This is a genomic window from Dyella mobilis (genome assembly GCF_016904945.1).
Taxonomy (GTDB): Bacteria; Pseudomonadota; Gammaproteobacteria; order Xanthomonadales; family Rhodanobacteraceae; genus Dyella_B; species Dyella_B mobilis.
Genome location: NZ_JADIKF010000040.1, coordinates 1,213,066 through 1,237,943 on the forward strand (window position 1 = coordinate 1,213,066; position 24,878 = coordinate 1,237,943).

A 24,878-nucleotide genomic window follows, 5' to 3' on the forward strand; every position below is an offset into this window, starting at 1 on the left:
ATCATCCGAGGGGGTGTGGCTGCCAGCATTCCACATCCGGCCGGAACGGACGCGGATTCACCCCGAGCAGTTGCATCACTTCGGCATTGTCGGCAATCAGATCGGCTTCCAGACGACTCAGCGGTCCGCGCAGCCGACCTACGCCGCGACGAGCCAGACGCAAGCACCACGCGGGAATCGGTATGGGCAGGGTGTCCACCGGCAGGCTGCGCCGCACGCGCGCAAACATCTCGCCCGCCGACAGGCGTTCACCGCCGCCGATGGAGAGGATCTTCGACGCCGCGGTCGACGTATCCAGCGCAGCCAGTGCGGCCAGCGCCAGATCCTGCGCATGCACCGGTTGGCGCATGCCCCGCCCGGCCGGCAACGGAAACACCCGTGTGCGCATCGCGCGGCGCGCGATCGGCGTAAGGCTTTTGTCCAGACCGGCACCGTAGACCAGTGTGGGGCGCAGCACAGTCCAGTCGCTGCCGTGTTGCGCGCAAGCCGACGCCAAGGCGTTTTCGCCGTCGCGCAGTTGCTGCGAGATGGCGCGCTCGGCTGGTACTTCGGAATCGCGCTTGGTTTCCGCACTCATCGAACTGGTAGCGATCACGCGTGGCGCATGAGGCAGCTCCACGTCGCGCAACCAGTCGGCGAAAGGCTGCAAAGGGCCGAAGCTGAAAACGGCTGAGACGCCGGCGAGCGCAGGCACCTGGCTGGGAAGTTGACCGGGCAGCCAGGCGATGCCTGGCGATGGTGAACGCGCAGCGCGGCTCACTGCGACAACCGATTCACCGCGTGCGGCAAGCAGCGGCAACAGGTAATGCCCGATCTGACTGCTACCGCCAAACACCAATACGGTCATCGACCACCTTGCATGCGCATCGAAAGTTGCTGCACGCGTATATCGTTAGGTGACAACGCGCGTCCATGCTCCAGCGATTGCGCCGCATTGTTGCGATCGCCGCTGTCCAGTTGTTGCTCGGCCTGATCCAACCAGGCGTCCACCAGGCGCTGACGTTCTGCCAGCAGGCCCGCATCGCCCGGCGATAGATTGCCCAGCGCGTCGTACAAGTGATCGGCCTTGTTGAGATTGCCGCTGGTCAGCGCCTGGCTGAATTGCTGGCGCACCATGCCCGGCAACGCTTGCAATCCGGACAGCGCCATCGGGTTGTTGCCATCGATGGCGAGTGCGCCGCGATAAAGGTCATAGGCACAATCCCCCGGCGGCGACATGATGTCGCCGCGCTGCGCGGCGGCCTGCGCACGCTGCACCATGTTCGCCACCTGCAACTGTTGTTGCGGTGACAGCATTGCCTGCTGGGGCGCTGTCGAATCGTCGCCGTTGTCGGCATTGACGGTGGCAACACCGTCCGACTTGGCCGGCGTCGCTGCCGGTTGCCCCAGGCGCGCCCGCGCCGCTACCAGATCGGCCGAACCGGGCGCCAGGGTTTGCGCCTGGTCGAGCAACTGCCGTGCGTGATCGGAATCGCCGCCGTCGATGGCGGCATTGGCCTGCACCACCAGCGCTTCGGCGACCTGCCCCAAGCCGGCCTTGGCCTGCGCATTGTTGGGATCGATCGCCAGCGCCGCCTTGAAATGGGCGAGCGCGGTATCCGGGCCATCGCCCGCGATATGCCCGGCGCGCAGCGCATCGTTGCCCTGGTTGAGGGCATCGGTCAGCGCGGCGCCCTGCTGCGCCTGCAAGGTCGACAAGGACGCGCGCAACGTCGGCAGCTGCGCATAGTTGGGCAGCAAGGCGGACAGGCGATCGATGCCGGCCGATGCAGTGGCCGCATCGTTGGCAGCGAGCGCTTTTTGAATCTGCGCGCCCATCGCATCGCCGACCTGGTCCATGCCGTGGCGCGCAACGGCATTGTCGGGCTCGGCTGCAAGCACGCGCTGATACAGTGCCGCCGCGCCATCGGGGCCCTCCAGCTTGCCTTCGCTCATGGCCAATTGCGCCTGCGCGATCAGCGTGGCCGATTGACCGCTAGGGGCTTGCGCCTTGGCGAGAGCCTGGGTCAGGCGATCGACATCGCTGCCGCCGCCGAGCAATTCGCGTGCAACGGTCAAAGCCTGTTGCGCTTCATCCACGTGGCCCGCCTGCAAGGCGGCATCCGCACGCGATATCTCCGCACGACCGACGTCGTTCAAGCCTTGCCGGGCGGCATCATTGTCGGGCTCCAGTGCTCGCGCGGCTTCGAACAACTCGCGCGCACTGGTGCCGTCGGTGCCGTCCAGATGCCCTTGCTGCAAAGCAATTTGCGCACGATGCAACACGTCGTCGAAATCGGTGCGTGGCACCAGGCCGCGCAGACGGCCCTGGTTGAACCACAAGCCGCCGATCACCACCAGCAAAACCACGATGATCGCCGGCATCAGCCAGCTTGGACCGCGCTTGCGCTTGTGCCGGTTCGGCGCACCAGCGTTGCGGCGAAAATCGGGCTCCACGTTCATGCGTGGCAGGCCGTCGGTCGGCTCGGTCGGCGCATGCGGCTTATCCAGGTGATCCAAATCACCCAGTTTCGGTTCGGTGCGTCCGTTGTAGGGATCGTGCGGGTTGCGGGTTCCGCTCATGGCTCAAGGCAGGTGGGTTAACGCGCGCAGCTTAACATTGCACCCGCTAGGTGCGCTGAAAGCAGGATGTTGCGTTCAACTGGCGGCAAGGGGTCAGCCCGCCCCCACACGCCTTGCCTCCACCACGTTAGGCAAGGCCGCTAGGCGGTCCAGCAGCGCCGACAATTGCTCGAAATCCCTTACGCGCAAGGTGTAGCGCATCTCAACCTCGCCGGTACGGGCGAACAGGCGGCTGGACGAGGCAATGATGCCGATATTGGCGTTGCTGATCAGCCCGACCACGTCTTTTTGCAGCCCTTTGCGGTCGTAGCCGTTGAGCTGGATGGTGACCTCATAGGCCTGGGCAGCGGCCTGGCCCCAGCTGACGTCGATCACCCGGTCCGGATCGCGCCGTGCCAGACGCGCCAGGCTGGCGCAGTTCGCACGGTGCACCGAGACGCCCTTGGTGCGGGTGATGAAGCCGCGCACCGGATCGCCCGGCAAAGGCTGGCAGCAGCGCGCCAGTACCGTCAGCAAGTTACCCACGCCCTCGATGCTGATCGCACTGTGGTCGAAGACCGTGGGGCGCGCCGTGGCGAGCGGAACGCCGGGCGGCTCCGCCGGTTGCTGGGACTCCTGCAATACGCGGGAAACCTGCCCAGGGCTGATCTCGCCCAGCGCAAGCGCCACCAGCAGCTCATCGTGCGTCTGCAGATTGAACAGCGCCGGAAGCTTGGCGAAGTCGGCTTCCGGAATCGCCAGGCGCTTCAGCTCGCGCTCAAACAGGGCGCGCCCGGCGGCCAGGTTCGCTTCGTGCGCACTGCGGCGGAACCACGCACGCACTTTGTCGCGCGCTCGGCTGGTATGCAGATAGCCGTGGTGTGTCGACAGCCAGTCGCGGCTGGGCTCGGCCAGTTTCGCCGTAAGGATCTCGATGCGATCGCCGCTGTGCGGTTGATGGGTCAGCGGCACGATGCGGCCGTTGACCTTGGCACCGCGGCAGCGATGCCCTACCTCGGTGTGCACGTGGTAGGCAAAATCCAGCACCGTGGCACCGTGCGGCATATCCACCACTTCGCCCTTGGGCGTAAGCACGTAGACGCGATCTTCCAGCAACTCGGTCTGCAGTTCCTTAGCCAGTTCGCCTTCGTCGTGGCGCGGCTCCAGCAGTTTGCGCATCCAGGCGATCTTCGCCTCGAACTCCGCGTCGCCGCTGCCGCCTTCCTTGTAGCGCCAGTGCGCCGCCACGCCCAGTTCGTTGGCGCGGTGCATCTCGTGCGTGCGTATCTGCACTTCCAGCGTCTTGCCGAATGGGCCGATCACCGCGGTGTGCAACGAGCGATAACCGTTGCTCTTGGGGCGTGCCACGTAGTCGTCGAACTCGCCGGGCAGGTGCGGCCACAGCGCATGCACCACACCGAGGGCGGCATAGCAATCGCCCACGCTGTCGACCAGCACGCGCACCGCGCGGATGTCGTAGAGATCGGAAAACTCCAGCGCCTTGCGCTGCATTTTTTTCCAGATGGAGTAGATGTGCTTGGGGCGTCCGGCCAGGTCGGCGCGGATCTCGGCAGCCTGCAATGCCTGCCCCAGCTCCGCCAGCGCTTCGCGGATAAAGGTTTCGCGGTCGCCGCGCCGCTCGTCCAGCAGCTTGGCGATGCGCTTGTAGGTGTCCGGCTGCAGATAGCGGAACGCGAGGTCTTCCAGCTCCCACTTCAACTGCCAGATACCCAGCCGGTTGGCCAGCGGCGAGTGGATATCGCGGGTCAGCCGCGCCAGCTCCTGCCGTTCGCTTTCCGGCAGCGTGCTCGCGGCGCGCATCCGCGCCAGCTGCCGTGCAAGCAGAATGAATACCACGCGCAAGTCGCGGATGATCGCCAGCAGCAAGCGGCGCAACCCTTCCGAGCCGCCTTCCGGCTGGCGTTGCGCATGCAGCGCCCATACGCGCTCAGCGGCCATCTGGCCGGCAACCAGTCGTTGCAGCTCCTCCGGCAATGCACTGGCGCGCTGCTCCCACGCCAACGGATGCGTGCGTGCGATTTCAAACCACAATGCCGCGGCCTGGGTATGCGCATCGCAGCCGAGCATGGCCAGCAGATCGAGCACGTCGCCACATTCGCGCTCGTTCACGCCGTTCTGGGCACAGACCGCGAGCACGTCGGCCAGTATCGCTGGCAAGGTACCGGCGCGCGCCTGCCATTCCGCCAGATGTCCCACAGCGTTGGTGGTGGCGTGAACCATGTTGCGGCGATTCCTGACAGGGTGTGTGACGAAGGGAAACCAGCATAGCGCAACCCGCCGGGGAGCCGTCCGTGGGCACTGCTACTGCATTACTTGACGGCTTCCAGCGCTTTCACCAGCCGCTTGGCCGACACCGGCTCGGCAGTTTTCAGCTCCTGCGCGAACAGCGACACGCGCCACTCCTCGATCAACCAGCGCAATTCATCCAGCCCGTCATCACCGGCAGCTCTATGCTGCAGGTATTCACGCCAATACGGCAGCACTTGCAACATGCGTTGCTGGTCTTTGGCGGGGTCCTGGCGCAAACGCTCGGCACGCAGGCGCATGGCTTTCAGATAGCGCGGGAAGTGTGCCAACCGCGAGGTGGAAAGTTCGCGCAGAAAACCCGCCGCCAGCAACGATTCGAGCTGTTCGCCAAGATCGTCGTAGTTGGCCCGCGCAAAGCCCATCAGCGGCGGCTGCAGCCACGGCTTGAGCTCGGCTTGCGCCTCGATGATCGGCTCGGCCAATTTGAGCCGCTCCACCGCTGCCGCAAACAACTCGCGTGCGGCGTGCGTGCGCAATACTTCGAAGCCGGCGGCGCTGCGCGCGTTCAAATCCTGGGTGGCGAGCAAGTCGGCAAAGCCGCCTTCGACCAGATCCTCGCGCAATCCGTCGACGCTGCCCAACGGAGCATATTTGAGCGACATGGCACTGGCGATCGGCAGGCGTCGCCGCGCCTGCTTCACGTCCGTAGCCAGCGCGTTGCGCAACAGGCGTTCCACGCCCTTTGCGTGCGCGGCCTTCGCTTCATCGCGACGCTCAAACACACGCAGCGCCACGGCTTCGCCAAGATCGACCAGTGCAGGAAACGCGAGCAGGCCGCCATCCGAACGCACCTGCTCGGGAATCTCTTCGAAATCCCAGCTGGTGACGTTTTCGCGGGTCAGCTCGATATCCGTCTTGCGCGAAAAGGCTTCGCGCGCCTGTCCCTCCCACTGCCCGCGCAATACAGCAAGGTCACGCCCGGCGGCCAGCGTGCGCCCGCTTTCGTCGTGCAGGCGGAAGCGCATGGAGAAATGCGGCGCAAGCTCGACCGGCGCGAAATCCTCCGCATCGATGGCCACACCCGTCGTGCGGCGCAGGAACGCAGCGAGCACTTTTGCCAAGGCTTCGTCACGCGACGCTTCGGCTTCCACAAACGCACGCGCAAAGTCCGGCGCGGGCACGAAGTTGCGTCGCAGCACCTTGGGCAGGCCGCGAATCAGTTCGGCCACCTTGTCGCCGAGCAGTCCCGGCACTAGCCATTCGCAGCGCTCCGTGGGCAATGCGTTGAGCATGGCCAGCGGCAGATGCAGCGTTACACCATCGGCGTCATCGCCGGGCACGAAGCGGTATTCCAGACGGTAACGTTGTGGCTGGATATCGAGCGCCGCCGGGAACGCCTTCGGGTCGAGCCCCGCGCCGCCCACCATCACGTCGTTGATCGACCAGCGCAGCGCTGCCTGTTCCGCCGGACGCGCGTTGCGATACCAGGCATCCAGCGCACGACTGCTGGCCACCGATTCGGGCAGCTTGCCGCGGAAAAAGTCGACCAGCTCGTCTTCGTGGCGAATCAATCCCTCGCGCCGCTGGCGTGCTTCGATACCCTGCGCGTCTTCCAGCACGCGCTGGTTGGCACGCACGAAGTCGGCACGCGCGTCGATGTCGCCGCGAGCCAGCGCCTCGCGCAAAAAAATCTCGTGTGCGAGTGCGGGGTCCTGCAACTGGAAGGTCACCGCGCGCCGTTCGACCAGCACCAGCCCGAACAGGCTGACCTGTTCATAGGCCACCACCGTGCCGCGCTTGCGCGACCAGTGCGCATCGCGGCACGTGCTGCGCAACAAGTGCGCTGCCTGCTGCTCGATCCACGTGGGCTCGATGCGCGCACACATCATGCCCCACACGCGCCCGCCGATATCGAGGATCTGCGCAGCGAAGATCCAGTTGGGCGGCGTCTTGGACAGCGAAGAACCCGGAAACACCTGGAAACGCCGCTCGCGCGTTCCGCGATACACACCCTTTTCGTCCTTGTGGCCGACTTGGGTGGGCAGTCCGGCAAGCAGGCTGCGGTGCACGGATTCGTAGCTGCGCTCGGCCTCGCCTTCACTCCCTCTCCCCTCTGGGGAGAGGATTGGGGTGAGGGGCCGGGGCTTGCGCGACGCTTGTTCAACCCGAGTTTTGCTGGAAGCGTTTGCTTTCGCACTAGCAGCGCCGCGCGAACGTGTCCCCTCACCCCGCCCCTCTCCCCGGGGGGGAGAGGGAGAATGAGGAAGTTCTCCCCGGAGGGGAGAGGGAGAATGAGGAAGTTCTCCCCGGAGGGGAGAGGGAGAATGAGGAAGTTCTCCCCGGAGGGGAGAGGGAGAAAGAGAAGGCTCTCCCCGAAGGGTAGAAGAAGCAGTGAATTTCCATCCCAGCTCCTGCACCACCAGCAACAACTGCCGATGCAACTCGCGCCACTCGCGCATGCGCAGGAAACTCAGGAAATGCCGCGAGCACCAGTCGCGCAATTTCGATTGGGTCAGCTCTTCGTGCGCGGTGTCGTACTCGCGCCACAGGTTGAGCACGCCCACCAGGTCGGATTTGGGATCGGCAAACGCCGCATGCGCCTGGTCGGCCTGCTGGCGTGCGTCGGCAGGCCGTTCGCGCGGGTCCTGGATACTGAGAAACGCCACGATCGTCAGCAATTCGCGCAGGCTGCCCAGCTTTTCGGCCTCCACCAGCATGCGCGCCAGCTGCACGTCGATCGGCAGGCGCGCCAGCGTGCGACCAATGGCCGTGAGCTGCCGCGCATCGTCGATCGCGCCGATCTCGGCCAGCCGGCGATAGCCGTCGGCCACCACGCGCGGATCCGGCGACTCCAGGAACGGGAATTCGTCCACCTCGCCCAGTTGCAGCGACAGCATGCGCAGGATCACGTTGGCCAGCGAGGAACGCAGCAGTTCCGGATCGGTATAGGCGGCACGCGATGCGTAGTCGGCCTCGTCGTACAGGCGATAGCAAATGCCCGGACCGACACGACCACAGCGGCCTTTGCGCTGATCGGCCGCCGCTTGCGATACCGGCTCCACGTGCAGGCGCTCGAGCTGGCTGCGCTGACTGTAGCGTTTGACACGCGCCGTACCGGTATCGATCACGTAGCGGATGCGCGGCACGGTAAGCGAGGTTTCGGCCACGTTGGTGGCCAACACCACGCGGCGCTTGGGTCCCGGCTTGAAGACGCGATCCTGGTCCGTCGCGGAAAGGCGCGCATACAACGGCAAAATTTCCGTCTCGCGGTATTGCCGGCGCGACAGCATCAAGTGCGCATCGCGGATCTCGCGTTCGCCGGGCATGAACACCAGCACGTCGCCAAGGGGATCGTCGTGGGTGATTTCGTCCAGCACCGCCGTCACGTGCTCGGCGCTGCCCTGCTGCATCTCGCCGCTGCGCTGGTTGCGCCGGGCAGCGACTTCATCCGTGCCGCGCCAGCGCACTTCCACCGGATAGGCACGCCCTTCCACCGACACCACCGGCGCGCCGCTGAAGTGTTCGGCAAAACGCGCAGTGTCGATGGTGGCGGAGGTGACGATGATCTTCAGATCCGGCCGCTTTACGGCCAGGCGCTTGAGGTAGCCCAGCAGAAAATCGATGTTGAGGCTGCGCTCGTGCGCTTCGTCGATGATCAGCGTGTCATAGGTGGACAGCCAGGGATCGCCCTGGGTCTCGGCCAGCAGGATGCCGTCGGTCATGAACTTGATCAGGCTCTGCTCGGACACCTGATCGTTGAAACGCACCTGGAAACCCACCTTGTCGCCAATCTGGGTACCGAGTTCCTCGGCCACGCGGCGCGCCACCGAACGCGCAGCCAGGCGGCGAGGCTGGGTGCACCCGATCAGGCCGGCTTCGCCCCGCCCGGCGGCCAGGCACAGCTTGGGCAACTGGGTGGTTTTGCCGGAACCGGTTTCGCCGGCGATCACCACCACCTGGTGCTCGCGGATCAGCTTGACGATCTCGTCGGCGCGCGCGGTGATGGGCAGGGATTCGTCCAGCCGGATTTCGGGCTTGGCTTGCGCACGACGCTGCCTCCGCGCAACGGAGGCGGCGATATCGGCGGTCAGCGCCTCGAGCTTTTTTTCATCCGGGCGCCGCGAGAGACCGCGCCAGCGTCCCAGCAGCCGGCCGAAATCGCGGCTGCAAACCGTGTCCAGCGATTTGCGCAGAACACGCAGGCGGGCATCCTGCGGACCGGAATGAGGAAGGGGTTTCGTATCGTTCATGCAGCCCTACATGATAGCCCGGGACTATCAAAAGTATCTGCATTATCCATTTCCACCGCCGAATTCGGTTGGGTAAGCTCAAACACTCAAGACTCACCCCAGGAACGGAGCGAACTATGGCCACCAGCATCGGCATCGCCAAGAAGGACCGCGAAACCATCGCCAAGCAGCTCTCCAAGCTGCTGGCCGACACCTATTCGCTATATCTGAAGACGCACAGCTTCCATTGGAACGTCACCGGGCCGCATTTCAACAGCCTGCACACCATGTTCGAGACCCAATACAACGAATTGTGGCTGGCCGCAGACGAGATCGCCGAGCGCATCCGCGTGCTGGACGTATTCGCCCCTGGCTCCTACAGCCAGTTCGGCAAGCTCACCACCATCAAGGAAGAAGCCGGCGTGCCGGATTGGAAGGAAATGGTGGAGCAACTGGTCGCCGGCCACGAGATTGCCGCCGCCACCTCCCGCGCCACCATCAAGGCAGCCGACGTGGCGGGAGACGAAGGCACGGCCGACATGGTGACCGGCCGCCTGAAGGAACACGAAAAGACGGCGTGGATGTTGCGTTCGCTGCTGAAGTGATCGGGGAGTTGCTCCCCACGTGCGGCAAACTGCCCCTCCCCCTGCTTACAGGGGAGGGGCAAATCGATTCACAGCTGAGAATCTGCCATCAGAACTTCTGCGTATACCGCAGATACACAAACCGCCCATAGTCGTAGGACGGGTTGTAGTTGTACTGATAGTCGGTGTTGTTGACGGAAGCGACCACGAACCCGCCGTAGGAATACGGCCCGACGCGGTTGAAGATATTGTTGGCACCCAGCGCGATCGTGCCGTTCCACGGCGCATTCCAATACACCTGCAGGTCGTTGAACGTCACCGACGGCATCTGCGTCACCGGCACGACACCTACGCCCGTCATGTAGTAGTTCGGCAGCGTGCACGGGAAGGCCGTGGACTGCGCGTCATAGCACGGTTCTTTCAGCGGCGAGTAGTAGCGCAGGGTCCACTGCGCGCCGAAGTCGCGGAATGACCAGCCGATGGTGAAGTTGGAGCGCAGCCGCCAGTAGGAACTCAGGCCGTTGTTGTAGGAAACCGGCGCACCGAGATACTGCTCGCTGTTGTTGTGCGTGTAATAGGTGGATTTGGAGTCCAGGGTGAACTGGCCGAAGGAGAACTTGGGCAGTTTGTACGACAGGTCCACGTCGTAGCCGGCCACGTTCATCCAGCCCTGGTTCTCCTCGCCCATGAACAGGCTGCTGACCTGGAAGTTGTCCGCCTGGGTGCGCTGGAACTCTTGGCAATCGCTGAGAACGCCGAGCGCGTAGCAGTTGTTCAGCACCTGGTTGTCGCCAATGGTCGAAATGACGTTGTGCACCGTGGCGTGGAAGTAATCCACCGTGGCGTTGAAGCCGGTGAAAAAGCTGGGGCTGTAGACAAAGCCGAACTGCGTGCTTCTGGACGTTTCCGGCTTGAGGTTGGGGTTGCCACCCTGGGTGAACGGCGCATACACGGGACCTGCGCCGCCGGCGCTGGTTACCGTGGCGCCGGGTGCGGTCTCCTGCATGAAACCATTGGGAAATTCGCCGCCGAGCCCGGCCGCATTCAAGGCCGCCTGATTCAACCCGGGCAAACCGCCGATACCGTTGGCGCAGTTCTTCGCCACGGTCGAGTTGGTGCGCGCCAGGCCGTAAACCACGTCGCAGGGATCGCTGAATCCGGGGTAGGTGGTGGTGACACCGCCATAGAGATCGCCCACGGTCGGCGCGCGGAAGCCGGTGCCGTAACTGCCGCGAATCATCAGATCGTCAAACGGCTTCCAGGTGACCTTGAACTGCCGGTTGTTGGTGCCGCCGAAGTTGCTGTAGTGGGAAAAGCGGTCGGCTACGTCCAGGCTCAAGGATTGCACCAGCGGCAAGTCCTTCAGTATCGGCACGTTCACTTCGAGCCAGCCTTCGGAGACGTTGTACCCACCGGCGGTAGGTTGCCCGGCGAGGTTGGTGGTCAAGCCTTCCGCAGACAGCAGGTCCGGCGTGTCATAGCCATGCAGATTGCGATGCGACGCGCCCACGGCGAAAGTCAGGTCGCCGGCAGGCAATTCCACCAGGTCGCCGCTCAAATCGAACTGCGGGCCTTTTTCCGAACTGCCGTAGTGCTCGTAGCTGTCGACCAGGATGTAATTGAGCATCGCCTGGCTGTACTGCGGCGCCAGCACATTCAACGGCACGCAACCGGCGATGACGTCGCCGGGCGTACCGCACTGGATGGCGCCGTTTGCACCCTGGAAGGAAGCGCCTAGCGCATTGCTCAGATTAGGCAGATCGAAATTGCCGGTATTGAGAATGGTGCCCTGATAACGGGTATCCCAGTAATAGGCATCCCAGTTGAACAGATGCTCGCCAATGCTGAAGTTGCCTTCCACGCCAAGGCTGAAACGGAAGTTCTCCACCTTGTTGACGTTCAGGCGCGGCACCTCCAATACGTTGCGCTGGAAGTACAGCGCAGTCGGCGTCTGGCCTGCCGCGTTGGTCGGGTTGTAGTAGCTGTCCGGCGCCAGCGTCATGTCGGTGTATTGCGGGTACTGCTGCGAGAACAGGCCCGCAGAAGTCAGCGGAAACCCAGCCATCTGGGCCGTATTGGCCTGCTGGTTGAAGCTGGCGGTGAAATCCGCCGTGATGTTGCTGTTGATGTCGTAATGCCCCTGCGCGAACAGGTTTTTCATGCTGGTCGCGCTCATCAGGCTTTGCAGGGGGTTGATGTTGACGTAATCGCCCGGATTGGTAATCACGCCATTGACGCCCGAAGGCTGGATCAACGGATGGTAGTCGTTGATGTTTTGCGGATTGCCGCCGTTATTGAGCACGTTCCAGGTGACGCCATCCACCGCGTACTGGCCTTGCGAGCCGAACGGAACGTAATTGTTGAGGGGGTAATTGCTGGTTTCCGGATACGCACTATAAGGACGATCGGCTGCGCTCAAGGCATCCTGCTTCTGGTATTGCGCGGCCAGTTCGATCGAGCCGTGCGCGTAGGTCTTGCCCAGCAACAGGCTGTACTGCCCCTGGTCGCCATCGCCGTGCGGCATGTATTTGCCGTCGTAGGTATCCAGTTCGCCGCCGTTGAAATTCTGCTTGGTGACGATATTCACCACGCCGCCGATCGCATCGGAGCCGTAGGTGGCCGACGCACCGTCGGCCAGCACGTCGATGTGGTCGACGATGGCCGTGGGGATCGTATCCAGGTTGGTAAGGCCGTCGAAGGAGGTGCCCACGCGCTTGCCGTCAAGCAGGATCAGGGTGCGCGTCGCGCCAAGGTTGCGCAGGTCGATGTAGGTACCGCCGACATCGGGCCCGCCCTCATAAGGGTCGGACTTGCTGATGTCCGGCGTGGACGCCGAGGTGAGGTTGGCCAGCAACTGGCCCACGGTCGCAAAACCCTGGCGCTGGATGTCCTGAGAGGTAATGGTGACGACTGGCTGCGCAAGCTCCACGTCCACGCTGCGAATCAACGAGCCGGTAACCGTCACGCCCTGCAAGGTCTTGGTCTGCTGCGGATTGGCGCTTTGCGCCTGCGGTGCGGGAGCGGATTGCGGCGACGGGCCGGATGTTTGCGCCGCCGTCGGGTCCGTGGATTGCGCCAGAGCGGTATCGGTATATCCCAGAGCCCCTGCCAATGCACCCACCATCAAGACGTACAACAGTTTCCTCTGCTGAGCCTTCATGACATTTCCTCGTTGTAAGTTTCGCGCAAGCACCCCATTGCCTGCGCTGCATCGCCGGTATCAACAAATCCGTTGACGAAGAAGTCCGGCGCCCTCCCCCGAATCGAAGATAACGACAAATATACAGATTCGTGTAGTGCCCTCTACCTGTCATGCGATGTGCGCAATTCATTGCGAAGCAAAACGCAATTCGTTGCGAAGCCTGCGCATCTACGACATCACGCCACGCGACCCGTTACCGCGGGTTCGCCAGTACGACGAACGAGCGATCTTCCATTCGACAAACATCACGCGGCTTGCACGTGTCGTAGACGAATCGCTAGCGGACAAAGCACCCGTCCAAGGCGGTGCACGAAATTCGCACCGTCACCCGAGTAACGCGTCGACCAACTCGTCGACGGAGGCATGACCGCCCACCATGCCACCCTTCGATGGGAGCTCCCGCCCCTGCCCCCGCTGGCATGCCCTGACCTCGCGCTGACCGTTCCCGGCGCAATTTATTGAGCCCACTACCGTTAATTGGTTAAGCTCCCCGAGCTTCACATTCCTCGAAAGAGGCACCGTAACGGGGATTTTCTTGAGCGCCACACCGACCCAAACTCAGCCTAAACCGTCGATTTTCACTGCCATTCTGCTGGCTCTGCTGGTCGCAGCCCTGAATATCGGCCTGTGGTGGTGGGGCAACCGGCCCAAGGGCCCGGAGGACTGGCACGGCCAGATCAGCGGTTTCTCGGTGTCCTTCTTCCAGCGCTACCAGAACCCGTTCAAGCAGGACTTCCCCAGCGACGACCAGATCGACGCGGACATGAAGCTGCTGCGCCAGTACACCGGCCGCATCCGCACCTATTCCACCCTGGAGAACCCCCAGGTCTACCGGCTGGCCCAGAAAGAGGGCCTGAAGGTGATGGCCGGTGCCTGGATCGACACCCGCCTGCAGAACAACGAGAAGGAGATGGATGCGCTGGTGGCGCTGGCCAACCGCTATCCCAACACCATCGAGCGGGTGGTGATCGGCAACGAGGCGCTGTTCCGCAACGACATGCCGGTCGACAAGATGATGAGCTACCTCGACCGGGCTCGGGCGCACATCCGCCAGCCGGTGACGATCGCCGAGCCGGACTACATCTGGCTGAAGTACCCGGAACTGGCCGATCACGTCGATTTCATCACCATCCACCTGTTCCCGTTCTGGAACGGGGTGGACCGCAAGGATGCCATCGGGCAGGCCGAAGGCGCCTATCAGGCGATCAAGCAGCGCTTCCCGAACAAGCACGTGGTGGTGGGCGAGATTGGCTGGCCGTCCAATGGCGATCACCGGGAGCGCGCCTACCCCTCCATCTCCAACGAGGCGATCTTCGACCGCGAGTGGATGATCTGGGCCAAGGCCAACGACGTCGACTACTACCTGTTCGAAGCCTTCGACCAGCCCTTCAAGGAAAACCTCGGCGAAGGCCGCACCGGTGCGTACTGGGGCATCTTCAACGCCGACCGCCAGCTCAAGTTCCCCTTCACCGGCCCGGTGGTGGAAGACACCAGTTGGCCGTGGAAGGCGCTGGCAGCCAGCCTGCTGGCGATCATCCCGATGATCTGGTTCGGCATCCGCTTCACCCGCTTCAAGCTGACCGGGCGGCTGTTCTTCGACGTGCTGATCCAGCTCGCCTGCGGCCTGATCGTGTGGTCGGTCACCCTGCCCTTCAATTTCTACCTGGACTGGATCGACTGGAGCATGCTGGTGCTGCTGTTCCCGGCCCAGGTGGCGATCCTGGCGATCCTTTTGATCAACGGCTTCGAGTTCACCGAAGTGCTGTGGCGGCGCAGCTGGGTGCGCCACGCCAGCATGCTGCCGCCTGATCCGGTGGAGAAGCAGCCGTTCGTCTCCATCCACCTGGCCTGCTACAACGAGCCGCCGGAGATGGTGATCATCACGCTCGATTCCCTGGCCGCGCTGGATTACCAGAACTTCGAAGTGCTGGTGATCGACAACAACACCAAGGATCCGGCGATCTGGAAGCCGGTGCAGGAATACTGCGAGAAGCTCGGCGAAAAATTCCGCTTCTTCCACCTGGAACCGTGGCCGGGCTTCAAGGCCGGCGCGCTCAACTTCGGCCTGAAGGAAACCAACCCGCGCGCCGACGTGGTGGCGGTGATCGATGCCGACTACGAAGTGCGCGCCGACTGGCTGTCCACCCTCACCGGCTACTTCCACGATCCGAAGGTGGCGGTGGTGCAGTGTCCGCAGGCGCACCGCGAGTTCGAGCACAACCGCTTCCGCCGCATGACCGCGTGGGAATACGACGGCTTCTTCCGCATCGGCATGCATCACCGCAACGAACGCAACGCCATCATCCAGCACGGCACCATGACCATGGTGCGCCGCTCGGCGCTGGAAGGTACCGGCGGCTGGTCGGAATGGACCATCTGCGAAGACGCCGAACTCGGCCTGCGCCTGATGCACGCCGGCTACGAGTTGGTCTACGTCGACGAACTGATGGGCAAGGGCCTCACCCCGGCCGACTTCAAGGCATACAAGAGCCAGCGCTATCGCTGGGCATTCGGTGCGATGCAGATCCTGAAGGGTCGCTGGAGCTGGATGACCAAGAAAGGCCCGCTCAGCGCCGGCCAACGCTTTCACTTCCTCACCGGCTGGTTCAGCTGGTTCGCCGACGCTCTGCATCTGCTCTTCACCTTGATGGCGATCTTCTGGACCGCCGGCATGGTGGGCATGCCGCAGCTCTTCAGCCTGCCAATGCAGCTGTTCCTGATTCCGATCATCGGCTTCTTCTTTGCCAAGGCGATCTTCGGCATCGTGCTGTACCGCGCCCGGGTTCCCTGCGGCTGGTACGACACCATCATGGCTTCCATCGCCAGCATGGGCCTCAGCCACGCCATCGCACGCGGCATCCTGCACGGCCTCACGCGCGAGAAAACCTCGTTCGTGGTCACCGCCAAGAGCCGTCGCCTGGGCGGCAGCAATTTCGCCGCCTTCGCACCGGTGCGCGAAGAAATGCTGATGCTGTGTGCGCTCGTGCTGTGCATCATCGGCATGGCGCGCAGCACCGCGGCACATTTCACCGAAGGCCAGTTGTGGATCTTCATCCTGGCTGCGCAGTCGATTCCGTATGTCTCGGCGCTGCTGGGCGCGTGGATTGCGCATCGATCCGGCGACAAGGCCGGCTGATAGCTTTTCTCCCTCTCCCCTCCGGGGAGAGGGCCGGGGTGAGGGGCCGGTCTTGCGCGGCGCCTCGCTCGAAGCGTGCTTTGATGCGGCTTCTTCGCAAGAGCGCCCCCTCTCCTCAATCCTCTCCCCAAAGGGGAGAGGAAGCAGAGCTCGCTTCGATGTTGCGTCTCGCCAGCGTGGCCCCTCACCTCAATCCTCTCCCCGCAGGGGAGAGGAGGCGAACGCGAGGAGCGCGTTATGAAATAAGAGCTGGCTTAATGTGTTGTGCACCTGCAACTCGCTAAGCTGCGACTTGCGATGCCGATTCAAGGATGGAACCCTACCGCATGCGCCGCATTCGCCGCTGCCTGATCCTGCTGTTGCTGCTCGTCCCCGCATTGAGCCATGCCGGGGTGCAGTTGGTCGTGGACGGCGTGGATGACCCACTCAAGGCCGCGGTGGTTGCCGGCGTCAGCCTCTCGCAATACGCCACGCGTGATGCCAGCGAAGCCCAGGTGCGGCGCCTCTACGACCGCGCGGATGCGCAAGTGGGTACCGCGCTGCAGCCTTACGGCTATTACGACGCACGCACCACCGGCAAGCTGGAGAAAACCGCCAAAGGCTGGAAGGTCACGCTGCACGTCGTCCCCGGCGAACCGGTCAAGGTCACTTCGGTAGACATTCAGCTTGATGCCGCCGCGGCAAAACTCAAACCCATCCGCGCCGCCAGGCACGGCATCGAGAAACTCAAGGGGCAGCGTCTCGACGATGCCACCTATGATTCGGCACGCGACGCCCTGAGCAACGCATTGACGGCCAGCGGCTATCTCGATGCGAAGCTCACCACGCATCGGGTGGTGGTCAACCGCGCCGCACACAGCGCCGCCGTGCAACTGGCCTGGGATGTCGGCACGCGCTACCGCTACGGCCAGGTGCATTTCGAGGGTTCGCAGTTCGCGCCGGATTTTCTCTACCGCTACCTGCCCTTCAAATCCGGCGACTACTACGATCAGGACCAACTGCTGAAACTGCAGCAGGCCCTCAACGGCGCCGATTACTTCTCCGCCGTCAATGTGATGCCGCAAACCGACAGCGCCAAGAACGGCGTGGTCGACATTCTCGTTGAGCTCGCCCCGGCCAAGCGCACCATCTATACCGGCGGCGTGTTCTTCGGCACCGATACCGGCGCCGGCGTGCGCGGCGGCATGGAGCGGCGCTGGGTGAATCGCTACGGCCACAAATGGAAGAACGACATCGTGCTAGCGCAGCGGTTGAAGACCGTTTCCAGCCAGTACACCATTCCGCTTTCCGGCGACAACGACCGCAGCCTCAACTTCGGCGCCAACTACCGCGACGCCAATACCGTGACCTCGCAGTCGCGCACGCTGGAGCTCGTCGCCAACGAAAGCGAGCTGTGGCACAACTGGGTACGCACGGTCGGCCTGCATGCACTCACCGGCACCTTCGACGTGGGCAAGACACCCAACGAACCGGAAAGCACACCCGGCGTGGAACACGGTAGCAGCACCCTGGTCTATGCCGAAGGCTCACTGGTGCGCAAGCAAGCCGACAACATCGACTTCGTGCGGCGCGGCTGGTCGGTGAGCATCGATGCGCGCAGCACGGCGGGCGACCTGCTGTCCTCAGCGCGCTTCAGTGAAATCACGGCCGATGCACGCTGGATCCGCGCCTTCTGGCGCAACAACCGCCTGATCCTGCGCGGCAGCTTCGGCCACGTGTGGACCGACGATTTCGAGGCGCTCCCGCCTCAACTGCGCTTTTTCGCCGGTGGCGACCAGTCGATCCGCGGTTACTCGTTCCAGTCGATCGGCCCTGAAAACAGTTACGGGCGCGTCATCGGCGGCAACAGCATGGCGATCGCCAGCGCCACCGTGGAGCACTACTTCACGCCCAAGTGGGGTATCGCCACCTTTGTCGATGCCGGCAATGCCTTCAACGGTACGAACGTGCATCCCAAAGTCGGCACCGGCCTTGGGGTGCGCTGGCGCTCGCCGGTGGGGCTGATCCGCGTCGACCTCGGCACGCCGATCAACGACGCGCAGCGCCATGGCGTGGAACTTCACCTGGTGATCGGGCCGGACTTATGAGACTCATGCCGTGAATACGCCCGCATCCTCCACGCCTCGTCCACGCCGCCGCTGGTGGCGCATCGTCGCGCTCGTGTTGCTGCTCATCGTCGTGCTGCTCGCTGGCGGCATCGGCTGGTTGCTGGGTACCGGCGCGGGGTTGCGCTTTGCGCTCGCGCAAGCGCAAAGCCTCACCCATGGCGCCCTGCAAGTGCAGCAGGCGCAGGGGCGTTTGATCGGGCCGATCGATCTGGCCGCACTGCGATATGACGACGGCGCGGGTACCGATGTACGCATCGAAGGCGTGCATCTGGATTGGCACGTCGCACCGCTGCTGTACAAGCGTCTGCACATTGCCAATCTGCAGGTGCAACGCATCGATGTGGCCCTGCCCAAATCACAGGAAACCAATTCATCTTCCGGCAGCTTCTCGCTGAAGCCGCCGATTGCGCTGGTACTGGACCAAGTACACATCGGCCCAGTCGCCGTCACCCAGGAAGGCAAGCCGCTGTTCGCCTCCAACCAGCTCGACCTGGCCGGCGGCTGGACCAACCGCGGCTTTGACGTCAGTCGGCTGGCGCTGCGCGCGCCGGATGGTCACGTCGATTTATCCGGCCAGCTCGGCATCGGCAGGCGCTATCGCGGCAAAGGTCAGGCAGACGTGCTGTGGAAGTTGGGCGATACCACCTATGCCGGTGCACTTAGCGCGCAAAGCGACGGCCGCAACGCGCAACTCCAGCTGACACTGTCGCAACCGATGGCCGCGCAGCTTCAGCTCGGCCTGGACCAACGCAAGAACAATGCGTGGACAGCCAAGCTGGATGTACCGACCTTCGATCCCAAACCCCTGCTCGGCAGCAGCTCGCTGACGCAACTCTCTGCGCATCTGCAAGGCAGCGGCGATCAGTACAGCGGCAGCGTGACCGGGCAACTGGGGCTCAACGCCTATCAGCTGCAACTGCAACCCTTGCAGGCGAGCTTCGATAAGAACTTCACCACGCTCACTCTTGAACAATTGCAACTGGCTTCGCCGCAGATCAAGGGCATGGTGAATGCCTCGGGCATCGTGCACGTCAATGCGAATCCGGTGGACGCCAAGCTGGCCATCGACTGGCGAAATCTCGAACTGCCCGCAGATCTCGCCGGGCAGGTACTGGACAGCCAGGGACATCTCGCCGCCGACGGCAGCGCGGACCGCTATCACGCCGAAGGCGATATCCGCATCGGGCCGCCCGGCAAGCCGGTGAAACTTGCGCTCAACCTCGATGGCACGCCGCAGCAGATCCAGTTGCACACACTCAGCCTGCTGCAACCGCAAGGCAGCTTCACCGCCAATGGTTCGCTGACACTGCAACCGGATGTGGCCTGGCAACTGCAAGCTCAGGTCGACAAATTCGATCCCGGCCTGCTGTTCGCCGACTGGCAAGGCATGCTCAACGCTGAGTTGAACACGCAAGGCAAACTGACCAAGAACAATCCTGACGTCACGCTCGAACTCAAGCGGCTCGATGGACAATTACGGCAGCGTCCGCTGCGCGGCAGCGGCCACCTGCACCTGTCGCCCAACAACGTGCTCGACGGCACGCTAGATCTCGCTTCCGGCAACAGCACCATCAAGCTGTTGGCGCGTCCGGGCGACCGCAACGACGCCGACATCACACTCGCCATCGCCTCGCTCGGCGATTGGCTGCCGCAAGCAGGCGGCCAATTGAATGGCCAGTTCCAGGTGCGCGGCACGCTGCCCAAACTCGCCATCAATGGCAGCCTGCACGGCCAGTCCCTGGCCTGGCAGGAACAAAGCATCCAGCAATTGCAGTTGCAGGCAAACATCCCCGACATCAGCAACCCCGGCGGAAAACTGCAACTGGATGCAGGCGGCGCGCAACTCGGCGGCCTCGCATTCCGACAGATACGTTTGAACGGACAAGGCACGTCGGCGCAACACGAGTTGACGTTCGACGCACAAGGCGACCAGCTCTCCACCGAACTGGCGCTTAGCGGTGCATTGAAAGGCCAGAATTGGAACGGCACGCTCTCCACGCTCACGCTGGATGTGCACGGCCTGCCGCGTTGGCGTCTGCAGCAATCCACCCAGCTGGGATGGAACGACGGGCAAGCGCGCCTGGGCGAACTCTGCCTCACGGCAGGTGATCCACTGCTTTGCGTCAGCGGCAACTACGACAAGGCCGGCAACCTCGACGCCAGCTATCGCTTGCATGCCGTACCACTCGCCCTGGTTGTCGACGCCGCCGGCAGCGCGGATCTACCGTTCAGCGCCGAGGGCATGTTGGAAGGTAACGGCAAGATTCATCGCAGTGCGGCCGGCGCATTGACCGGCAACGCTTCGATCACCTCGCCGCAAGGGCGCTTCATCTACCGCGAACATCCCGATCAGCCGGCACTCACTTACGAAGGCCTCGCGGTAAATGCGAGCCTGGCACCGGACAACCAGCAAGTCACCGTGCGTGCTTCACTCAACGGCAATGGAAAACTGGATGGCCAGGCCAGCATCGTCGGTGCACAGCAGGCACTCTCCGGCCAGCTCTCCTTGCATCTGGGCGACCTGGGTTTCATCAGTCTGTTTACCGATGCCTTGGCCAACGTCAAGGGAGCCGTCGACGGCAACTTTCAATTCGGCGGGACCCTGACCCAGCCAAGCATTACCGGCCAGGCTGGCGTTGACGGCTTCGCCGCCGAAGTGCCGGACGCCGGGCTCAAATTGACGAACGGCAAACTCGCGCTAAGCGCGACAAACACGCAGGCGCTGAACATCAGCGGCAGCGTGCAATCGGGCAAGGGTTCCGTAACGATCGGCGGCGTGCTGGGCCTGGATGCGCAGACCCAGTCCAATCTCACGCTTAAGGGCAGCCAGTTCACCGCGGCCGACATTCCCGCGGCCAAAGTGGTGATCTCGCCAGACCTGCTGGTGCGTCGCGATGCGCAAGGCATCAACGCCACCGGCACCGTGCGTATGGACAGCGCCGACGTCAACCTGGACAAACTCCCTGGTGGCGGCGTAAGCAGTGCATCTTCCGATATCGTGATTGCCGATCAGCCGCAGCAACCTGCCAACAGCGGCCCCACGCCCATCTTTGCCTCAATCAAGGTCGACCTCGGCCCCAAGGCCCATCTGGTCGGCATGGGGCTGGATGGTCACCTCAGCGGCGTACTGACCGTTGATGAGCGACCAGGGCGCGCCACCACCGGCCAGGGCCAGATCACCGTCAACGGCACCTACAAGGCCTACGGCCAGAACCTCAACATCCAGCAAGGCAAGCTGTTGTTCGCCAGCACGCCAATCGACAACCCCGGCCTGAATATCCGCGCGCTGCGCAGCCTCAACCCCAATGCCACGATCGATGAAGGTCAGCAGGTGGGTTTGCAGATCAGCGGTACGGCGCAGCGCCCGATCGCCACGATATTTTCCAATCCGGTAATGGATCAATCCGACGCGCTTTCCTATTTAATCACCGGCAAGCCGATTTCACAGGTAAAAGGCGGCGAAGGTAGCACGGTGAATGCCGCGGCGCAGGCATTGGGTTCCGCGGCGGGCAATATGCTGGCCAAGAACGTGGGCAGCAAACTCGGCATCGACGATATTGGCGTATCCAGCAACGATGCACTGAATGGCAGTTCTGCTTTCACCGTTGGCAAATACCTTTCGCCGCGGCTTTATCTCAGCTACGGCGTGGGCATCTTTGACCCGGGACAGGTGATCACTTTGCGTTATAGGTTGAGCCGGCGCTGGAGCTTCGAGGCGCAGAACGCCACCGAATTCAACCGCGCGAGCTTGAATTACCGGATCGAGAAATAAGCGGCATCTTGCCGCTCGTACCTGACAAATGCGCTGCGGCTTGAGGCCACCTCCGCCTCTTGCTCGTCATCCCCGCGAAGGCGGGGATCCAGTGACTTCGATGCGGCAACCACGCTGGATCCCCGCCTTCGCGGGGATGACGGCGTGAACCAGAAATGACTTTAGCCATCCTGATGACTTGCTGATCTCATTGAAATTGCACACAAAGAAAAAAGCGAAATTTAGTTGCCATGGCCCGCCCCATTTTTCGAAAAGCAAACCTCAGCACCACCAACGCTCAATGCGCCACACCATTCAACTGATGCTGGATCTTGAACAGCTCCGTATCCGTACGGATACCCAATTTTCGGTAAGCTGCCTGCTTCTGCGTGCTGATCGTGTTGACGCTACGCGAAAACTTGGCCGCAATCGCCGTCACCGCCATTCCATCTAGCACACAACGCAACACCTCGCGCTCGCGCGGTGACAGTGCCGCATGCGTGGTAAACATCGGCACACCGCTCGACTCGCTGACTTCATCACCGGCCACTTGCTCCAGCTCATAGCGCATACCGGCATCCACATAGCGCTGCCCCGCGGCGACCGTACGTACTGCGTCGACAAACTCGTCCATCGACTTATTCTTGCCTACGAACCCTCGCGCGCCGATACGCATCACCATCGCCACCGTGGCCACGTTGTAGTGGCCGGATACCACCAAAATACGAAGGTTCGGATGGCGCGAGCGCAACATGCGCAGCAAGCTGAGGCCATCGATTTCTCGCGGCCCAAGCGCATAATCCATCACCAACACATCGGTACCGCGCACGGCAAGTGCCGACAGAAGCTCGTGCGTAGATTCGTAGTCGCCAACCAGATCGATATCCGATGCGGTCTCCAACTGCGCACGCAGGCCGAAGCGGACCACTGGGTGATCATCCAACAACATCAGTCGTATGTAATTTTCTTTCTGTCTGTTCATCGATGTGACCTGAGTTCTCGCGTGTCATGATTTGTCGCCGCCGCGCATCACTGAGCACGGACGTCGATTCATCGCCATGGAGATTAGGGCGCGCTTGCGAAGCGGCCTTTCGTGTTGAGGTGACGTGCCATTGTGCAAAAGCACGCATCCTTCAAACGCAAAATCAAGCCAATCTAAACAGCCCACGCCCTAACTGGGGTTTAACGTGATGAACACCCACCCACGAATTGCCTGCTAACACGGTGAAGCTAGTGCTGCACACCACCATGATGCGGCGCTTTGGGCGACGCCCATGACGGACCAAAATGCTTTTCTGATTTGTACGAAGCGCAATTAGGGATAGCACTACGGACACCAATACCGCAGCGCCGCAACCTATGCGGACCCTCCGATTGGTTCCCCATGCTTTGGATTGAGACTGGCTTGCGCTTCCCGCAAGCCGGGCCGCGGAGGGCCATAAACTCAACCCACCAAGGAAGTTTTTTCATGAAGAAGCTGATTCTTTCTGCTGCACTGATCGCCGGCCTGGGCGTCTTCGCGGCCAACTCCGCCATGGCTGCCGACGGCACCATTACCTTCAATGGCCAGATCTCCGCCGTCACCTGCACGGTTCACGGCGACACCCCGGGCGGTACCAGTGGTAACTTCACGGTCACCCTGCCCACCGTTGCCAGCTCGGCGTTCGGCGCCGTGGCCGCCGTTGCCGGCTCTACCGGTTACAACATCATCGTGGGCGGCACTGGCGATACCGGCTGCACCGATGGCACCAACGTCAGCGTGCACTATGAATCGACCAGCCCGCGCGTTGATCTGACCACCGGTAATCTGCAGCTCGACCCGGGTACAGGTGTCGCCACGGGCGTGCAGATCCAGATCCTGGACGGTGCCACCCGAGCTGCGATCAATCTCGCCACGGCTCCGGATTCCAGTTCGGTGACTGTCGCCTCCAACACCGCGACCATTCCGTTCTTCGCGCAGTACATCTCGACCGCCGCTGCGGTCACCGCCGGTCCGGCCAACAGCTCAGTGCTCTACACGATCGCTTACAACTGATCGGTTCCGCGAACGCGCCGCTACCTGGCGGCGCGTTCGACCCTGACCCAAAAATCTCCTTACAAAATCACACATTCACGTGGAATTCGCCTGATAACAAAAGCGATTCCATTTATCGCCAACCTCATCAGGATGACATCCTATGCGCCACCTGACTCGCTGTCTCTCCGTCGCTAGCCTGTGCCTTGCGGGGTTATTCGGTACCGCCGCTCATGCTGGCGTAGTGATTACCGGCACACGCGTGATCTATCCCGCGCAATCGCGTGAAGTCACCGTCGGCCTGACCAATGACGACAAGAAAACGCCGCGGCTGGTCCAAACCTGGATCGACAACGGCAACGAAAAGCTTTCCCCTGACCAGGTCGATGTGCCGTTCAACGTGACGCCACCGGTGTTCCGCATGGAACCGGGCTCCAGCCAGTCGCTGCGCATCGTGTATACCAAGGAACCCTTGCCCGCCGACAAGGAGTCGCTGTTCTGGCTGAACGTCCTGGAAGTGCCGCCGAAGCCGGCGGAAGCCGCCGACACCAATACGTTGCAGTTTGCCTTCCGCATCCGCATCAAGATGTTTTTCCGTCCGGATGGGCTGAGGGGCAAAGTGGAAGACGCACCCAAACAGTTGATCTGGACGCTGGGCAACCAGAGTGGCAAGAGCACGCTGACCGTGCAGAACCCCACTCCGTATTACATATCGTTTCAGAACGTCGGTGTCGGCAATGACACCAACAATCTCAACGAGTCTATCGAGAAGGGTTTGATGGTGGCACCAGGCGCCTCACTCAATATTGCGCTGAAGCAGGAAGTCGCTGCGGGTGCCGGTACGCAAGTCCAGTTCAAGACGATCAACGACTTCGGTGGCTTTGTACCGTTTACGTCATCGATCAAACCGTAATTCGCAGACCTCTGTTCTTTTCGCTCCGCGACCTTCCCCAGCACCGTGTGCCGGGGAGGTAACTGCACCTTTGTACCCACTGCGCTCAACCGATCCCGCCGACGATTTTTAGGACAAAAGTCATCATGACCA

At 62.7% G+C, this 24,878-nt stretch carries 12 protein-coding genes; 6 read left to right on the plus strand and 6 right to left on the minus strand.

What is annotated here, in order from left to right; translation table 11 throughout:
- Window position 1 precedes the first annotated feature (1 nt).
- The 4 genes from ISS99_RS21870 to hrpA form a co-directional block, all read right to left on the minus strand.
- Window positions 2-847 carry an SDR family oxidoreductase gene (locus tag ISS99_RS21870; protein ID WP_204633704.1) on the minus strand — a complete coding sequence of 282 codons (846 nt, stop codon included), beginning with the start codon at window positions 845-847 and terminating at the stop codon, window positions 2-4.
- The gene (locus ISS99_RS21875; RefSeq protein ID WP_204633705.1) at window positions 844-2,562 is read right to left on the minus strand and encodes a tetratricopeptide repeat protein; all 1,719 of its coding nucleotides are present in this window, start codon (window positions 2,560-2,562) and stop codon (window positions 844-846) included. Before ISS99_RS21875 ends, ISS99_RS21870 begins: the two co-directional genes overlap by 4 nt.
- Window positions 2,563-2,655: 93 nt before the next feature.
- Entirely contained in the window at window positions 2,656-4,782 is a 2,127-nt protein-coding gene (locus tag ISS99_RS21880; protein WP_204633706.1) for a RelA/SpoT family protein, read from the minus strand.
- An 89-nt stretch (window positions 4,783-4,871) separates the two neighbouring features.
- A complete protein-coding gene (gene hrpA, locus ISS99_RS21885; protein WP_204633707.1) occupies window positions 4,872-9,059 on the minus strand; it encodes an ATP-dependent RNA helicase HrpA in 4,188 nt (1,395 codons plus the stop codon).
- Between the two features lie 116 nt (window positions 9,060-9,175).
- Between hrpA and ISS99_RS21890 the strand changes: the two genes are divergently transcribed.
- Window positions 9,176-9,643, plus strand: a complete 468-nt coding sequence (locus tag ISS99_RS21890; protein WP_204633708.1) for a Dps family protein — start codon at window positions 9,176-9,178, stop codon at window positions 9,641-9,643.
- Between the two features lie 88 nt (window positions 9,644-9,731).
- Here the strand turns inward: ISS99_RS21890 and ISS99_RS21895 are convergent, their stop codons facing one another.
- Window positions 9,732-12,782, minus strand: a complete 3,051-nt coding sequence (locus tag ISS99_RS21895) for a TonB-dependent receptor plug domain-containing protein (protein WP_204633709.1) — start codon at window positions 12,780-12,782, stop codon at window positions 9,732-9,734.
- Between the two features lie 577 nt (window positions 12,783-13,359).
- Here ISS99_RS21895 and ISS99_RS21900 point away from each other — a divergent pair.
- From ISS99_RS21900 to ISS99_RS21910, 3 genes are all read left to right on the plus strand, one after another.
- Entirely contained in the window at window positions 13,360-15,960 is a 2,601-nt protein-coding gene (locus ISS99_RS21900; RefSeq protein WP_204633710.1) for a glycosyltransferase, read from the plus strand.
- Between the two features lie 326 nt (window positions 15,961-16,286).
- A complete protein-coding gene (locus ISS99_RS21905) occupies window positions 16,287-18,047 on the plus strand; it encodes an autotransporter assembly complex protein TamA (protein WP_204633711.1) in 1,761 nt (586 codons plus the stop codon).
- A gap of 10 nt (window positions 18,048-18,057) precedes the next feature.
- Complete coding sequence (locus ISS99_RS21910; RefSeq protein ID WP_204633712.1) at window positions 18,058-21,840, plus strand: translocation/assembly module TamB domain-containing protein; 3,783 nt, start codon at window positions 18,058-18,060, stop codon at window positions 21,838-21,840.
- A 277-nt stretch (window positions 21,841-22,117) separates the two neighbouring features.
- Here ISS99_RS21910 and ISS99_RS21915 read toward each other — a convergent pair whose 3' ends face one another.
- The gene (locus ISS99_RS21915; protein ID WP_204633713.1) at window positions 22,118-22,801 is read right to left on the minus strand and encodes a response regulator; all 684 of its coding nucleotides are present in this window, start codon (window positions 22,799-22,801) and stop codon (window positions 22,118-22,120) included.
- 486 nt (window positions 22,802-23,287) lie between these two features.
- On the opposite strand from ISS99_RS21915, the gene ISS99_RS21920 reads away from it, so the two are divergent.
- Both ISS99_RS21920 and ISS99_RS21925 read left to right on the plus strand, forming a co-directional pair.
- The gene (locus tag ISS99_RS21920) at window positions 23,288-23,854 is read left to right on the plus strand and encodes a fimbrial protein (RefSeq protein WP_204633714.1); all 567 of its coding nucleotides are present in this window, start codon (window positions 23,288-23,290) and stop codon (window positions 23,852-23,854) included.
- A gap of 142 nt (window positions 23,855-23,996) precedes the next feature.
- The gene (locus tag ISS99_RS21925; protein WP_204633715.1) at window positions 23,997-24,746 is read left to right on the plus strand and encodes a fimbrial biogenesis chaperone; all 750 of its coding nucleotides are present in this window, start codon (window positions 23,997-23,999) and stop codon (window positions 24,744-24,746) included.
- The last annotated feature ends 132 nt before the right edge of the window (window positions 24,747-24,878 follow it).

Bases quoted from the DNA above. Each gene is read 5' to 3' on its own strand.
- ISS99_RS21875 (WP_204633705.1), bottom strand. From the start codon at position 2,562: ATGAGCGGAACCCGCAACCCGCACGATCCCTACAACGGACGCACCGAA.
- ISS99_RS21915 (WP_204633713.1), bottom strand. From the start codon at position 22,801: ATGAACAGACAGAAAGAAAATTACATACGACTGATGTTGTTGGATGAT.
- ISS99_RS21920 (WP_204633714.1), top strand. From the start codon at position 23,288: ATGAAGAAGCTGATTCTTTCTGCTGCACTGATCGCCGGCCTGGGCGTC.
- ISS99_RS21905 (WP_204633711.1), top strand. From the start codon at position 16,287: ATGCGCCGCATTCGCCGCTGCCTGATCCTGCTGTTGCTGCTCGTCCCC.
- ISS99_RS21925 (WP_204633715.1), top strand. From the start codon at position 23,997: ATGCGCCACCTGACTCGCTGTCTCTCCGTCGCTAGCCTGTGCCTTGCG.
- ISS99_RS21880 (WP_204633706.1), bottom strand. From the start codon at position 4,782: ATGGTTCACGCCACCACCAACGCTGTGGGACATCTGGCGGAATGGCAG.
- ISS99_RS21895 (WP_204633709.1), bottom strand. From the start codon at position 12,782: ATGAAGGCTCAGCAGAGGAAACTGTTGTACGTCTTGATGGTGGGTGCA.
- hrpA (WP_204633707.1), bottom strand. From the start codon at position 9,059: ATGAACGATACGAAACCCCTTCCTCATTCCGGTCCGCAGGATGCCCGC.
- ISS99_RS21890 (WP_204633708.1), top strand. From the start codon at position 9,176: ATGGCCACCAGCATCGGCATCGCCAAGAAGGACCGCGAAACCATCGCC.
- ISS99_RS21870 (WP_204633704.1), bottom strand. From the start codon at position 847: ATGACCGTATTGGTGTTTGGCGGTAGCAGTCAGATCGGGCATTACCTG.